This is a genomic window from Bradyrhizobium manausense, from assembly GCF_018130615.1.
Taxonomy (GTDB): domain Bacteria; phylum Pseudomonadota; class Alphaproteobacteria; order Rhizobiales; family Xanthobacteraceae; genus Bradyrhizobium; species Bradyrhizobium manausense_A.
The window spans coordinates 12,739-26,503 of the sequence record NZ_JAFCKB010000029.1; the positions used below are offsets into that span (position 1 = coordinate 12,739).

General features: G+C 63.6%; 14 protein-coding genes. 8 read left to right on the forward strand and 6 right to left on the reverse strand.

Translation table 11 applies throughout. The annotated features are described in order from the left end of the window. Positions 1-9: 9 nt before the first annotated feature. The 4 genes from ppx to JQ587_RS34200 form a co-directional block, all read right to left on the reverse strand. Positions 10-1,512 (reverse strand): exopolyphosphatase, encoded by a 1,503-nt coding sequence (ppx, locus tag JQ587_RS34185; RefSeq protein ID WP_212428282.1) that lies wholly within the window; start codon positions 1,510-1,512, stop codon positions 10-12. Positions 1,513-1,527: 15 nt separating this feature from the next. Beyond that, the gene (locus JQ587_RS34190; protein WP_212299820.1) at positions 1,528-3,720 is read right to left on the reverse strand and encodes an RNA degradosome polyphosphate kinase; all 2,193 of its coding nucleotides are present in this window, start codon (positions 3,718-3,720) and stop codon (positions 1,528-1,530) included. 139 nt (positions 3,721-3,859) lie between these two features. Beyond that, entirely contained in the window at positions 3,860-4,537 is a 678-nt protein-coding gene (locus tag JQ587_RS34195; protein ID WP_212299437.1) for a P-loop NTPase family protein, read from the reverse strand. A 111-nt stretch (positions 4,538-4,648) separates the two neighbouring features. After that, a complete protein-coding gene (locus JQ587_RS34200; RefSeq protein ID WP_212299439.1) occupies positions 4,649-5,191 on the reverse strand; it encodes a CDP-alcohol phosphatidyltransferase family protein in 543 nt (180 codons plus the stop codon). A gap of 154 nt (positions 5,192-5,345) precedes the next feature. Here JQ587_RS34200 and purM point away from each other — a divergent pair, with 154 nt between their 5' ends. Next, positions 5,346-6,419, forward strand: a complete 1,074-nt coding sequence (purM, locus tag JQ587_RS34205) for a phosphoribosylformylglycinamidine cyclo-ligase (protein WP_212428283.1) — start codon at positions 5,346-5,348, stop codon at positions 6,417-6,419. After that, positions 6,419-7,072, forward strand: a complete 654-nt coding sequence (gene purN, locus JQ587_RS34210) for a phosphoribosylglycinamide formyltransferase (RefSeq protein ID WP_212428284.1) — start codon at positions 6,419-6,421, stop codon at positions 7,070-7,072. The genes purM and purN overlap by 1 nt, the downstream gene beginning before the upstream one ends. A 90-nt stretch (positions 7,073-7,162) precedes the next feature. Here purN and JQ587_RS34215 read toward each other — a convergent pair whose 3' ends face one another. Next, positions 7,163-7,369 carry a cold-shock protein gene (locus tag JQ587_RS34215; RefSeq protein ID WP_008551638.1) on the reverse strand — a complete coding sequence of 69 codons (207 nt, stop codon included), beginning with the start codon at positions 7,367-7,369 and terminating at the stop codon, positions 7,163-7,165. Between the two features lie 377 nt (positions 7,370-7,746). Here JQ587_RS34215 and JQ587_RS34220 point away from each other — a divergent pair, with 377 nt between their 5' ends. Beyond that, positions 7,747-8,937, forward strand: coding sequence for an autotransporter outer membrane beta-barrel domain-containing protein (locus tag JQ587_RS34220; RefSeq protein ID WP_212428285.1), 1,191 nt, complete (start codon positions 7,747-7,749; stop codon positions 8,935-8,937). Between the two features lie 18 nt (positions 8,938-8,955). On the opposite strand, the gene JQ587_RS34225 is transcribed toward JQ587_RS34220, so the two are convergent. After that, positions 8,956-9,996, reverse strand: coding sequence for a LysR family transcriptional regulator (locus tag JQ587_RS34225; protein ID WP_212428286.1), 1,041 nt, complete (start codon positions 9,994-9,996; stop codon positions 8,956-8,958). Between the two features lie 71 nt (positions 9,997-10,067). Between JQ587_RS34225 and JQ587_RS34230 the strand changes: the two genes are divergently transcribed. The 5 genes from JQ587_RS34230 to JQ587_RS34250 all read left to right on the forward strand — a co-directional run bounded on the left by JQ587_RS34230 (position 10,068) and on the right by JQ587_RS34250 (position 13,621). After that, complete coding sequence (locus tag JQ587_RS34230) at positions 10,068-10,685, forward strand: hypothetical protein (RefSeq protein WP_212428287.1); 618 nt, start codon at positions 10,068-10,070, stop codon at positions 10,683-10,685. After that, positions 10,672-11,292, forward strand: a complete 621-nt coding sequence (locus JQ587_RS34235) for a GNAT family N-acetyltransferase (RefSeq protein WP_212299454.1) — start codon at positions 10,672-10,674, stop codon at positions 11,290-11,292. Before JQ587_RS34230 ends, JQ587_RS34235 begins: the two co-directional genes overlap by 14 nt. 25 nt (positions 11,293-11,317) lie before the next feature. Beyond that, on the forward strand, positions 11,318-11,878 hold the full coding sequence (locus tag JQ587_RS34240; protein ID WP_212428288.1) for an isochorismatase family protein: 561 nt from the start codon (positions 11,318-11,320) through the stop codon (positions 11,876-11,878). A 35-nt stretch (positions 11,879-11,913) separates the two neighbouring features. Beyond that, the gene (locus JQ587_RS34245; RefSeq protein ID WP_212428289.1) at positions 11,914-12,081 is read left to right on the forward strand and encodes a hypothetical protein; all 168 of its coding nucleotides are present in this window, start codon (positions 11,914-11,916) and stop codon (positions 12,079-12,081) included. Between the two features lie 157 nt (positions 12,082-12,238). Beyond that, positions 12,239-13,621 carry an aspartate aminotransferase family protein gene (locus tag JQ587_RS34250; RefSeq protein ID WP_212428290.1) on the forward strand — a complete coding sequence of 461 codons (1,383 nt, stop codon included), beginning with the start codon at positions 12,239-12,241 and terminating at the stop codon, positions 13,619-13,621. Positions 13,622-13,765: the final 144 nt, after the last annotated feature.

The following is a 13,765-nucleotide window of genomic DNA, read 5'->3' on the forward strand; positions in this document are numbered from 1 at the left end:
CAGCGCTGTTCAGCGTCTGACGATCGAGCCGGACCGCCCGATCAGGCGGGCGAGCTGCTTGAAGCGGCTGCCGACGCGGTCGGCGACGAGGTCGCCGAGCCTGTGCTCGAACACCAGCATCAGATTGCGCCCCTGGCTGCGGAAATGCGTTGCCGGCAACACGCCAGGGCGCGCAGCGGAGATCAGATGCGCGACGCGGAACGCCGCGCCGAGCAGGCGGGCGCGTTCGAGCTGCGCCGGCGTCAGCAGTTCCTGCATGGTCAGCGGCGGCTGGTTCTCTTCGCTCAAGCCCGCATAGCGGTAGAACACCGAGAGCCCGACGAAGGCGCGCTCGCGGTGATCGATCGCGCCGAAATTGGCGTTGACTACGAGGCTCAGCGTCTGCTCGCCGCGATGGTCGGGATGAACACGCCAACCGATGTCAGACAGCAGACAGGCGGTGTGGCGCAGGCGGCGGTCTTCCTCAGTCTCGCGCAGCTTCACGACGCGCGCCAGCCGGTCGGTCCAGGCCATCAGCTCTCGCGCATGCTTCGCCGAGCGTGATAAGAGCTGGTTGAGCTCTTCGGCGGCGCAGATCAGGCCGTCCTTGTCGCGCTCGGACTCCGGCAGCTTCTCGTGCAACAGGCCCTCGCGCACGCCGAAGGTCGAGAACACGATGGTCTTCGGCTTTGCGACCCGGATGATGTGCTCGAGCACGAGCGCCGCATAGGTGAGGAGAGGGCGCCGCGCGTCGGCGACGACCTCGATGTCGGCGAGCATGTCGGCGGCGGCGAGGCGCCGCAGGCGGCGGGCAAAATCGAGCGCCTCGGTCGCTGGAATCGAATAGCCGTGCATCACCTGGAGCGGATAGCCGCTCTGGATAATGTGGATGCGCGCGAGCGCGCGCCACGTTCCTCCGACGGCATAGAAGGTGCGGCCGCGGCCAGCGGTGAGTTGTGGGACCTCGTCGATCGCCTCGCGCACGATGCGGTCGGCGCGCTTGAGGGATTTGTGGGCGAGGTCCTGCAGTGCGAGGCCGCCGAGCGGCAACGTTACGCCGCTGCGCACGCTGTTCCCGCGCACATCGATCAGTTCCAGCGAGCCGCCGCCAAGATCGCCGACGATGCCGTCGGGCCGATGGATTCCCGAGATTACACCGAGAGCCGACAGTTTGGCTTCGCGCGGTCCAGACAGGATCTCGATCTTCACGGCGCAGATGCGCTCGGCCTTCGCAATGAAGTCGGGACCGTTGGAGGCGTCGCGGCAGGCGGCGGTCGCGATCGCGAACACGCGGCCGACCTGCATCACGCGGCACAGCGCGCGAAAACGCCTCAGCGACGTCAGCGCCTTGTCGACGGCGTCGGGCGCGAGCAGGCCCGTGCTCTGCACCTCGCGCCCGAGGCCGCAAAGCGTCTTCTCGTTGAAGATTGGAATCAGGCTCCGTGCCAGCGCCTCGTAGACGACGAGACGAACCGAATTGGAGCCGATGTCGATGACCGCGACGCTAGCGCCACGCTTGCGCGGCCGTTTCACGGCAAAGATCTCCGGTCAGGACTGATGGCGTTCGTTTCGGCGCGTGAGACGCCGCGGCGAAGATTCCTTGAGCGACTTTCCACGGCCAGACAGACTCGGATTTGTCATGAAGTAGTTGTGCACGTTGAAAGGCTCCTCGCCCTTCGCGGCCTTCATACGCGTTGAGGACCCGTCCGGCAACAATTGCCAGCTCTGCTCATTGTCCTTCAGATTTGCGACCATGATCTGTTCGAGAACCTGCTGATGCACCGTAGGATTTTGCAGCGGACACAGCACCTCGACGCGGCGATCGAGGTTGCGCGGCATCATATCGGCCGACGAGATATACACAGCCGCTTTGGCGCTCGGCAGGCCCTGGCCCATGCCGAAGCAGTAGATTCGGCCGTGTTCCAGGAACCGACCGATGATCGACTTGACGCGGATGTTCTCCGACAGGCCGGGAATGCCGGGGCGGAGGCAGCAGATACCGCGCACCACGAGCTCGACCTGGACGCCGGCCTGTGACGCCTCGTAAAGCGCGTCAATGATATCGGGGTCGACAAGCGCATTCATCTTCATCCAGACCGCACCGGGCTTGCCGTGACGCGCGTGCTCGGTCTCACCCTGGATGTGCTCGATGATGCGCTTGCGCAGGGTCAGTGGCGACACCGCCATCTTTTCCAGATCGCTCGGTGCCGCGTAGCCCGTGATGAAGTTGAACACGCGCGCGGCGTCGCGGCCGATGGTCGGTTCCGAGGTGAAGTAGGAGAGGTCAGTATAGATGCGCGCGGTCACCGGGTGATAGTTGCCGGTGCCGGTATGGACGTAAGTGGTGAGGCTGCCGCCTTCGCGGCGTACCACCATTGACAGCTTCGCATGGGTCTTCAGTTCGAGGAAGCCATAGACGACCTGCACGCCGGCGCGTTCGAGATCGCGCGCCCAGCGGATGTTGGCCTCTTCGTCGAAGCGCGCCTTCAATTCAATCAGCGCGGTGACGGACTTGCCGGCTTCGGCGGCTTCGGCCAGCGTGCGCACGATCGGCGAGTTGTTGGAGGTGCGATAGAGCGTCTGCTTGATCGCGACGACATCAGGATCGCGCGCCGCCTGCTGCAGGAACTGCACCACCACGTCGAAGGATTCGTAGGGGTGATGGACGATCAGGTCCTTCTGGCGAATGGCGGCAAAGATGTCGCCGCCATGCTCGCGCACGCGCTCGGGATGGCGCGGCACGTAAGGGGTGAACTCGAGGTCGGGCCGGTCGAGCCGGGTGAGCTGCGAGAGCTCGTTCATGGCGAGCACGCCGTCGACCAGGAACACCTCGTCGTCGGCTGCCGACAGCGCGTGCTGCACGAAGCTGCGCAGCTCCTCGGGCATCTTGGCGTCGATCTCGAGCCGGATCACCGATCCGCGGCGACGGCGCTTCAGCGCGGTCTCGAACAGGCGGACGAGGTCTTCGGCCTCTTCCTCGATTTCGAGCTCGGAGTCGCGAATGATGCGGAAGGCGCCTTGGCCGTGGAGGCTGTAGCCGGGGAACAGGCGGTTGATGAAAAGGCCGGTGACCTGCTCCAGTGAGATCAGGCGCACTGCTTTGCCCTCCGTGGGCAGACGGATGAAGCGGTCGATCTTGCCGGGCATGCGGATCAGCGCGTTCATCGGCTTGCCGTCGGCCTCGCGCGTGAGCTGGAGCGCGATGGTAAAGCCGAGGCTCGGGATGAACGGGAATGGGTGGGCCGGATCGATCGCCAGTGGTGTCAGCAGCGGGAACACGTTGTTGAGGAAATAGTCTTCGAGCCAGGTCCGCTCCGCCTTGGTGACCTCCTTGCCGTCGACCAGCACAATGCCGACATCGGCCAACGTGCCGCGCAGGTCGCGCCAGATTGCCTGCTGGTCACTGGCGAGCTGGGAGACGGTGCGATTGATCAGCGCGAGCTGCTCGGACGGGGTCAGGCCATCGGGGGCACGTTCGGCAATGCCCTCGCGCACCTGGGCCTTGATGCCGGCGACGCGGACCATGAAGAACTCGTCCAGGTTATTTGCCGAAATCGACAGGAATCGCACCCGCTCCAGCACCGGATGACTGGCGTTGACCGATTCCTCCAGGACGCGGCGGTTGAAATGCAGCCAGGACAGCTCGCGATTGATGAATCGCTCGGGGCTCGAGGCGATCGCCGGCAGACGCTCGGCCTCCGTGGCTTTCTCTTTCGTTTCAATAGCTTGCGCGGAGTCCATGAGAAGTCGGTCCATCAAAATTGCCCCAATTTGCGACTTATGCGCAAAAACCGGCCGGAGCATGTGTTAATGCGATGACGTTTCGATGACATTGACGTTCCGCCTTGGCACCGCGTCAAGCCGGTGCGCGGCGTGGCGGTCAGGCGTCCCGAAGCAGCTCGGCGGCAAGGGCCCGGGTGACGGGGCGGCCGAGCCGCAGGGCCTCGCCGTCGAGCAGCTCGACGGCCCGTCGGGCGGCGGCCGAGGATCGCTCGAGCCGGGTCGCAAGATAGCTCACCACGCTTTCGTCCACCGAGAGCTGACGGTCGGCGCAGAATTTGACGATCAGGCCGCGGAAAAGCTGGTCATCCGGGGGCGCCAGCGAAATCACTGGAATCGTCCGAAGCCGGGACCGGAGGTCGCGGAGCTCGACCTCGACCGCCGCAGGTGCCTCACGTCCGGTGAAAAGCACATAGGCACCGTCCTCGCGGGCGAGGTTCATCAGATGGAAGAGGGCGCGCTCGTCAAAATTCCTGGCCTTGAGATCCTCGACCACCAGCGCGCCGGTGGCGAGGGCCCCCGGAACGCCGGCGGCGGTCAGCGCATTGGCCGTTGTCGAGCGGGCGCCGGCCTCCTCGGCCCAGATCGCGGCCAGATGGCTCTTGCCGGATCCTTCGGGGCCGGCGAGCCACATGATCCGGTTCGGCCATTCCGGCCAGCCATCGATCAGAGCGAGAGCGGCGGCGTTGGCGGGGCCCTCGAGGAAATTGTCGCGGCTGAGGCTCTCCGCATGCGGAAGCGAAAACGCCAATTGTCGGGGATGAACGCGGCCTGCCACGCTTGCTTTGCTCCGTGCCGGCGTGCCGGCTTCGTCTGAAAAAGATGCGGGTTATTCGATCGGGAGTTGGCCTTTTGCGGGGCCGTGTCCCGGCTCTTGGCCTCGATCGTGCTACTTGGCCTCAATAGTACTCATGTGCCGCAGCCACTCGACGAGATAGAGCGACACGGAGGACAGCGTGAACACCGTGACGAGACCCATCAGCACTATATCATAAGGCGCAGGCCTGAAGCCGAAGGCGAGGGCGGCCAGCACCAGCGCCGCGTAGGCCACCTGCGCGGCGGTGTTGAGTTTCGATACCTTTGAGGGCCTCATCTCGACCGGCTTGTCGAACAGCCAGGATACGATCACGGCGGTGACGATCATGATGTCGCGCGATACCACCAGGATCACGATCCAACGCGGGATGTCGCCCCAGATGCCGAGCGACAGGTAAATGGAAACCAGGAGGGCTTTGTCGGCCAGCGGATCGAGCAGGGCGCCGAGCTCGCTCGTCATGTTGAAGCGCTTGGCCAGGAAGCCATCGACCGCGTCGCTGATGCCGGCGATCAGGAAGACGGCGAAAGCCACCTCCATTTGGCTCGACACGATGGCCCAGACGATGATCGGGACCAGCATGATGCGGCCCAGGGTAATGATGTTCGGAATACTCACGCGGCGCTTCCCGGCACCCGACCTGTCCTCGAAATCCGGCCCCTTGGAGGCTGAACCCGTTGATATCTACATAGTATAGGGCAGCGCGCCATACGAGCCATTGCGTGTCCCCGGAATTCGACGTAACCAGCCGCAAACCCACTGGAAATCGGGCATGACCGACCGCAAAAACGGCCTTACCTACGCCGATTCAGGCGTCGATATCGACGCGGGCAACCGCCTGGTCGACCTGATCAAGCCGATGGTGCGCGCCACCGCACGGCCGGGCGCTGACGCCGAGATCGGCGGATTCGGCGGCCTGTTCGATCTCAAGGCGGCCGGCTTCAAGGATCCGGTCCTGGTCGCCGCCACCGATGGCGTTGGAACCAAGGTCAAGATCGCGATCGAGACCGGCCTGCATGGCGGGATCGGCATCGATCTCGTCGCCATGAGCGTCAACGATCTCGTGGTGCAGGGCGCCGAGCCGCTGTTTTTTCTCGACTATTTCGCCTGCGGCAAGCTGGACCCGGAGGCCACCGCAGCAATCGTTGCCGGTGTCGCCGAAGGCTGCCGCGAATCCGGTTGCGCCCTGATCGGCGGCGAGACTGCCGAGATGCCCGGCCTTTACAAGGATGGCGACTATGATCTCGGCGGCTTTGCCGTCGGCGCCGCCGAGCGCGGTACGCTGTTGCCGCGCAAGGACATTGCCGCCGGCGACGCCGTGATCGGTCTCGCCTCATCGGGCGTGCACTCCAACGGTTTCTCGCTGGTCCGCAAGATCGTGGAACAGTCCGGCCTCGGCTTCGAGGCACAGGCGCCGTTCGCACCGGTCATGACGCTCGGCGGCGCGCTGCTGACGCCGACGCGGCTCTATGTCAAATCCTGTCTGCGCGCGATCCGTGAAACGGCTGCAGTGAAGGGCCTCGCCCACATCACCGGCGGCGGTTTTACCGACAACATCCCGCGCGTGCTGCCGAGCCATCTCGGTGTGGGCATCGACCTCGCGCGCCTGCCGGTGTTACCGGTGTTCAAATGGCTGGCCGCGCAGGCCGGCATCGCCGAGCTGGAAATGCTGCGCACGTTCAACTGCGGTATCGGCATGGTCGCGATCGTCGAGCCGGACAAGGTCGATGAAGTCATGCGGGTGTTCACCGACGCCGGTGAGACCGTGGCCCAACTCGGCACCGTGATCCCTGCCGAGGGCGAGCACCGCGTCGTCTACAACGGCCATCTCGACCTGGCATTGTGATGAAGCGCCGCGTCGCCATTCTGATCTCCGGTCGCGGCTCCAACATGTCCGCGCTGATCAAGGCAGCAAGCTCTGCGGATTTTCCGGCGGAGATTTCGCTCGTTGTCTCGAACAAGGCCGACGCGCTCGGCCTCGAACGGGCCAAGGCCGCTGGCGTGACGACGCAGGTGATCGAGAGCAAGCCGTTCGGAAAGGACCGGGCCGGTTTTGAGGCGGTGCTTCAGGCCGCCCTCGACCAGCACGGCATCGAGCTGATCTGTCTGGGCGGCTTCATGCGCCTGTTTACTGCCGAATTCACCAAGGCGTGGTCCGGGCGGATGCTCAACATCCATCCGTCGTTGCTGCCGTCATTTCCAGGCCTCGACCCGCATGGCCAGGCCTTGCGCGCCGGCGTCAAACTGTCTGGTGCGACAGTGCATTTCGTGATCCCCGAGACTGATGCCGGCCCGATCGTGATGCAGGGCGCCGTGCCCGTCGGCGACCACGACACGGCGGAGACGCTGTCGGAGCGCATCCTCGAAGTCGAGCATCGCATCTATCCTGCGGCACTGAGCCTGCTGGCGACCGGTAAGGTCAAGATCGAGGGCGACGTCTGCAAGACCGCGGGCAGTGCGGCGTCGGAGAATTTCCTGATTGCGCCGGTGGTGCGCTGAAACGCAGCCTCCGTTTCGTCCCCTTAAGCAAAATCCCCCGGCAGAGCCGGGGGCAACGTCATGATCTCTCGTGCTGAGCTTCGAGAGAAATCAGGAGACCTTGAGGTTCTCCGCGGACGATTTGCCGCGGTTCTCCACGAGGTCGTATTCAACCACCTGGTTCTCGTTCAGGGTCGAGAGGCCAGCGCGCTCGACCGCGGAGATGTGGACGAACACGTCCTTGTCGCCGCCGTTCGGCTTGATGAACCCGTAGCCCTTGGTGGGGTTGAACCATTTGACGGTGCCCTTTTGTGGCATCGTTAGTCTCCTCCGCTAGATACTAAAAAGACGCGGCCGCTTTTCGCGTGCCACGTCACAAACGGGCTTCCGGAAGTCTGTTCGAGTCTTGAGTCTGTCGCGAAACGCACAGCCGAGCGGCCAATTCCGATTGTGTCCGATATTCCAACACGAAAACCGTGCGCTAGCAAGCCGCGCGCGAATTTCAAGTCCGCACTGGAGATGTCCCGCGGCAATTTGCGACCTGTGGCCGCGGAACCACAATCAGGCGCAATCACCCCGACGATACCATGCCACCCGGTTGACCCCCCGTGGCAGTTCAGCACAAATCGCCGCACCTGCTCGCCGTTCGTGTTGTATTTTTGCGAGCCGCCATTTTTGCTTCGGGATGTTTCGTCATGTGCTGCACGCAGCAGCCTATTCGGATACGGCAGACGATCGGGTTGGACCGTGTCCGCCGGATCGTGACGGCGATTGCCATGGCTCTTGTCGTCGTCGCGATGATGTCGGCGACATCAGGCTTTGCGCAAACCCCGACGCCGGCCGCGTCTCCGACGCCCACGCCGACACCCACCCCCACGCCCACCCCCACTCCGACACCCACGCCGTCGCCGACCCCGAGCGCGACCTCGACCAATTTCAACCAGTCGGCCGGCAACAGCGCGCTCAATCTCGGTTCTAACTTCCTGGAGCGGCTCGGCAACCAGGCCTCCGGCGGCATCAACCGCGGGGCGCGCACCAATCCCGGCGGCGGCGGCGCGTCGGAGGGCACGGAGGATCCGCGCTACCGCACTTGGTATGAGGGCTACGGCATTGCAGTCCGGACCGATGCGCAGGGCGATTTCGTTGGCGACAAGCGCAAGACGTTCGGCGGCGTTGCCGGATTCGGTGCGCGGATCGCCCCGGGCGTCAATCTCGGCTTCTCCGTCGACCAGAGCCATACCGACATCGACGTGCCGCTCGCGCTCCAGTCGGCGACGCTCGACCTCACCCAGATCGGCTTCAACGGCTCTCTCGACAAGGGACCGTGGACCTGGGCCTTTGCGCTGGTGCACGGTTTGGGCAAGGTCCGTTCCAGCCGAGACACCGGCTTGGGCCTCGCGACGGCGGGCTATCGTGCCACCGTCGATGGCGCGCTGACCGAGATCAGCTATTACTGGACCAAGGACCAGATGCGCATCGTGCCCAAGGGCGCGCTCGAATATGTGCGAGCCACCAGTGCGGCGTTCCAGGAGGCCGGTGGACTGGATCCACTCAACGTCGGCTCGAGCGCGCTTTCTCGCGCGCGCGTCATGATCGGCGCAGAGATCGGGCGCTACTTCATCTTCGACCGCAAGATCCTGGACCTCTCGGCCTACGGCAAGTTCGTCGACAATTTTCATCAGGATCTGGGATCGGTCCAGGTCAGCCTCGGCAGCCAGAGCATCATTGTCCCTGGCATCGGCGAGAGCCGTTACGGCATGGACGCCGGCGCCTCGGCGTCGCTCAGCCTGACCAACACGGCACGGCTCTATGTCAATTACGATGGCAAGTTCCGCAATGAACTGACGTCGCACCAGGGCACGGTCGGCTTCGAACATCGGTGGTGAAGGGCTGCTCCTTCCCACTCAAATCGGCGTTGCTGCAATGTATCCAGACAATCCGAAGCCTTCGCGCGCATCCGTCATCATCGGCACCAGCGTGTTGGGATGGATGAACTCGTCACGGAAGCAAGGATAGGTTTTTGGGTCGAAGATCTTCTTCAGCCAGTCGACCACGATCCTGTGGCGCTCGGAGGCGCGGAATTCCTTGTGATAGGTCAGCCAGAGGTCGGCGTGGTGGCTGACGCCGAGATCGACGGCGACGAGCGGCGCGCCGAGCGCAATCGACACTGACGGCAGGAAACCGATGCCCGCGCCACGCTCCACCGCATAGAGCGCGCCGACTGAGGAGTTGGTCTTGATCCCGACGATGCCCTCCAGCGATTTCAGCCCGAGCACGCGGGCATAGGCGCCGTCGTCGACCTGCGGCGCGCTCTGCTTGATGATGCGGTGGCTCGACAATTGGGCGAGCGTCGTCGGCACGCCGTAGAGGTCAGCATAGCCTTTGGAGACGAAGGGATAGATGTGCAGCCGGCCGAGCTTGGCGACGATGAGATCGGGATTGGTCGGCGGTTCGAGCTGGATTGCGATGTCCGACTCCAGTCGCGCGACGTCGGCCTGCTCCATCGCGCAACGCAGATCGACGGTGATCTTGCGATAGGTCTTCTGGAAATCGATCAGCCGCGGCAGGATCCAGAAATTGCCGGGGCCTTCTGTCACGGCGACGCGCACCGTACCCGACGTATCGTTCGATGAACGTGAGGCTCGGCGGAAGACATTGAAGGCGTGACGCTCCATATGCGCGACGTCGGCAATCATCGCGGTGCCTTCGTCGCTGAGCGTGAGCCCGCTCTGGTCGCGCAGGAAAAGCTTGCAGCCGATGCTCTCTTCGAGCCGGTCGATCCGGCGCATCAACGTGGTGGAGGTGAGCCCAAGCTCTTCTGAAGCATTTCGGAAACTTTTAAACTTTGCGCAGGCTAAAAACAGTTTCAAATCGTCCCAGGACGCATTTAGCGCTTCTTCATGGTGCTGCATTATTGCAGCACCCCGGTGCAATACTTGCTGCATACTCCTGATCTCCAGCCGCTAAGCTTTTCTTCATAGCGGCGTACAAAACCCCTGAACGATAGAGGGACGACATGAGTATGGAAAGGGGCTCGTTTGCCGCAAGGCATGATTTCGACGCCTTGCCGCTGAGTCCCGAGGTGGACGTCCGTCGCGCGCAATTTTCCGAAATAGCAGCGCTCTCGGAGATGGCGCGCCGGCTGGTTCCCGGTGTGCAGATCGGGGCGACAGAGCTCGCGACATATTTCGCTTTCGATCCCCAGAGCATCCTGACTTTCACCCGGAAAGGCAATCTTCTGGGCGGCATGGCCTTCCTGTTTCTCAACGATCACGGGCATGATGCACTGTTGCTCGACGATATCTGTCTGACTGCGCCCGAGACGCGTTATCTCGCTTCCGCGAATGATGACGTCGCAGCCATCTATATCTGGGCGATCGCGGCTACCGGCCGCGGCATCGCCGGTCTTGGCAAGGCGGCTGCTCATCTTCGGCAGGTAAGATTTCGTGGTGCCGATTGCTATGCGCAGCCGTCAACCGTGGCCGGACGCGAGATCATGAGGGCGACCGGCTTCGAGCCTATTTCGAGCTTCCAGCCCGACCTCTGGTGTTACGAGCGTCCCTGGCATCGACAGCCGACGCCCATGCCGGGTGCGTTCATCCAAGCAAGGAGTTTTGCAGATGCACGGCACTAGAATTCCTCTCGCCAAGCCTGACTCCCGCGCCATCACCATCCGTCTTGCGCGCACTCCGAGCGACCTCATGCTGATCACGGCCATTCGCTCTGCGGTCTATCTCGCCGAGCAGGATTGTCCGTTTGACGAGGAGTTCGACGGCAACGACATGGTTGCCGCGCACTTCATCGGCTATATCGGCAACGAGCCAGCGGGCTGCCTGCGGGTGCGCTTCTTCGGCGATTTCGCCAAGGTCGAGCGGCTTGCGGTGCGTCACCAATATCGGCGCTCGCGTCTCTCGTTCAAGCTGGTGCAGGCGAGCATCGACTTCGTGAAGCGCAAGGGGTTCCGCAAGATCTACGGTCAGGCTCAGGACCGGTTGGTGGATTTCTGGGCTCATTTCGGCGCCAAGCCACTTGGCCACAATCGCAAGATTACCTTCTCGGATTTCGCCTATACGGAGATGCTGCTGGAGATCGAGCCAGGACCGGACGCCATCACGCTGGACAGCGATCCCTATGTGATCATCCGCCCTGAGGGGGACTGGGACCGGCCGGGCGTGCTCGATGCCTCGGCGGGGCGGGCGGTGACTTCGCCGCTACGGGACCTCGCGCTCGCCGACCGCTGAAACTGGTGCAGGTCTGCGCAACACGATGCCGATCTCCCACGAGGATCCGCTGGTTCTGGTCTGTGCGGATCTCCAGGTCGAATACCTGACCCAGGGGGACCGCCACGTCATTCTCGATGCCGACGCTTCGATCGTCCGCTGCCTGGAGCTGCTGACGCTGTGGCGCAGCAAGCTCCTGCCGGTGATGCATTTGAAGCGCATTGCGCAACCGGCGTGGTTCAATCCGTCATCCAGGCTGACCGATTGGATCGCGCAGGCGCGTCCCTGGCCGGGTGAGATGACGTTCGAGCATCCGCTGCCCTCGGCGTACAGCTCGTCGCGTTTCGTGGAACACATGTCCAGCATTCGCAATGTGCGCTGCGTGGTAGCAGGTGTTTCCCTCGAGGAGACCATCCTGGCCACTGTCGTGGAGGGATTTCACCGCAGCCATCGCTACCAGGTGGTCGCCGATGCCGTGGCCTGCGGGCAGACGGGAACGAGCGAGGCGGCTGTCTACAAACAGTCGGTAGTGAATGTGATCGGCAACTTTGCTACATTCCAGTCCAGCGCCGAACTGATTAGAACCAGTGGCGCCATCGCGATCTGAGAGAGACGCGATCGGCGGATGGATGGGGTGGGACATTGTCTCGGGAGGACGAGCTGAGGGAGCTGGCGAGCGATCTGTCGCGTGCCGTCGAGGCGGCGCGCCGGGTCGGTCTGCCCACGACCGTCTATCTGCTGTCGATGGCGCTGGTCGAGGTGAGGGAAGCCGCGGCCGACAATGATGGGAACGACGACAGCGCTGCTTGAGCACCGACTTGTGTGCGGCTTTGTGCATCGCTGCTGAGCGCTTGCTGCTGACGAATTGGCGTTGCAAGTTCCGTCCCGCCGCAATAGCCAAGTAACTGATGGTCGAGCGATGGCGTTGGCCGTGCCGACGACGTGATGACTTAAGGGATCCCTGCAAATGTCCATGCTGCCCAATTCGCAAGAAGCCCGGGATGTGGCCTATCAGCTCCACGCCTACACCAATGCGCGCGCCCATCAGCAGGCAGGTCCCCTGGTGATCGAGCGCGGCGAGGGGCCCTACGTGTTCGATGCGTCGGGCAAGCGCTATTTCGAGGCGATGGCTGGCTTGTGGAGCGTCGGGCTCGGTTTCAACGAGAAGCGGCTGGTCGAAGCGGCGTACAAGCAGATGCAGGCGCTGCCGTTCTATCACACGTTCTCGGCCAAATCGCACGGGCCTTCGATCGATCTCGCCGAGAAGCTGGTGGCGCTTGCGCCGGTGCCGATGAGCAAGGTGTTCTTCACCAACTCGGGTTCGGAAGCGAACGACACCGTCCTGAAACTGATCGCGTATCGATCGAATTCGCTCGGCCAGCCGCAGCGCAAGAAGATCATCAGCCGCATGCGCGCTTATCACGGCGTCACCATCGCCTCGGCGAGTCTCACGGGCCTGCCGAACAATCACCGCTCGTTCGACCTGCCGCTGCCGAACATCCTGCACACGGGCTCGCCGCATTTCTACAAGGACGGCGCCCCCGGCGAGAGCGAGGAAGCCTTTGCGACGCGCCGGGCCGAGGAGCTCGATGCGCTGATCCAGAAGGAGGGACCGGACACCATCGCGGCCTTTTTCGGCGAGCCGGTGATGGGGGCGGGCGGCGTCGTCGTGCCGCCGGCGACCTATTGGGACAAGATCCAGGTGGTGTTGAAGAAGTACGACATCCTGCTGGTCGCCGACGAAGTGATCTGCGGTTTCGGCCGCACCGGCAAGATGTTCGGCTGTGAGACCTACGGCATCAAGCCCGATGCGATCGTGGTCTCCAAGCAGATCACCTCGAGCTATTTCCCGCTGTCAGCCATCATCATGAACGATCGCATGTTCGAGCCAATCGCGGATGAGAGCAACAAGATCGGCGTGCTTGGCCACGGCTTCACCGCCGGCGGTCATCCGGTCGGCTCGGCGATTGCACTGGAAAACCTCAAGATCATCGAGGAGCGCGGCCTGGTCGCGCATGCCGCCGAGCTCGGCGGCTACATGCAGGGCAAGCTGCGCGAGCTTACCAGCCACCCGTTGGTCGGCGAAGTCCGCGGCGTCGGCATGATCGCAGCGATTGAGCTCGTGCTCGACAAGGGCCGCAAGACGGCAGCCGCGACGCCCGGAGCCGTCGGCGGCATGGCGAGCCGCATGCTGCAGGAGCGCGGCGTGATCTCGCGCAACATGCTCGACGCCATCGCCATCTGTCCGCCATTGATTACCACCAAGGCCCAGATCGATGAGCTGGTGGCGGCGATCACCGGCGTGCTGAATGACATGAAGCCGGAAGTCGCGAAGCTGCCGCAGGCGTAGAGTCTCCCCCGTCCGGGCGTTCGATCTTTCACCGTCACACTCAGGTGCTCGCCTCTTCGGCGAGCCTCGAAGGGCGACGGCCCGACTGGCCGTAGCGGGCGGCGCTCATCCTTCGAGGCTCCGCGCGCGGTGCTTCGCACCGCA

Coding starts and splice junctions, on each gene's coding strand:
- JQ587_RS34190 (WP_212299820.1), bottom strand. CDS start 3,720: ATGGACTCCGCGCAAGCTATTGAAACGAAAGAGAAAGCCACGGAGGCC.
- purM (WP_212428283.1), top strand. CDS start 5,346: ATGACCGACCGCAAAAACGGCCTTACCTACGCCGATTCAGGCGTCGAT.
- purN (WP_212428284.1), top strand. CDS start 6,419: ATGAAGCGCCGCGTCGCCATTCTGATCTCCGGTCGCGGCTCCAACATG.
- JQ587_RS34215 (WP_008551638.1), bottom strand. CDS start 7,369: ATGCCACAAAAGGGCACCGTCAAATGGTTCAACCCCACCAAGGGCTAC.
- JQ587_RS34220 (WP_212428285.1), top strand. CDS start 7,747: ATGTGCTGCACGCAGCAGCCTATTCGGATACGGCAGACGATCGGGTTG.
- JQ587_RS34225 (WP_212428286.1), bottom strand. CDS start 9,996: ATGCAGCAAGTATTGCACCGGGGTGCTGCAATAATGCAGCACCATGAA.
- JQ587_RS34230 (WP_212428287.1), top strand. CDS start 10,068: ATGAGTATGGAAAGGGGCTCGTTTGCCGCAAGGCATGATTTCGACGCC.
- JQ587_RS34235 (WP_212299454.1), top strand. CDS start 10,672: ATGCACGGCACTAGAATTCCTCTCGCCAAGCCTGACTCCCGCGCCATC.
- JQ587_RS34240 (WP_212428288.1), top strand. CDS start 11,318: ATGCCGATCTCCCACGAGGATCCGCTGGTTCTGGTCTGTGCGGATCTC.
- JQ587_RS34250 (WP_212428290.1), top strand. CDS start 12,239: ATGTCCATGCTGCCCAATTCGCAAGAAGCCCGGGATGTGGCCTATCAG.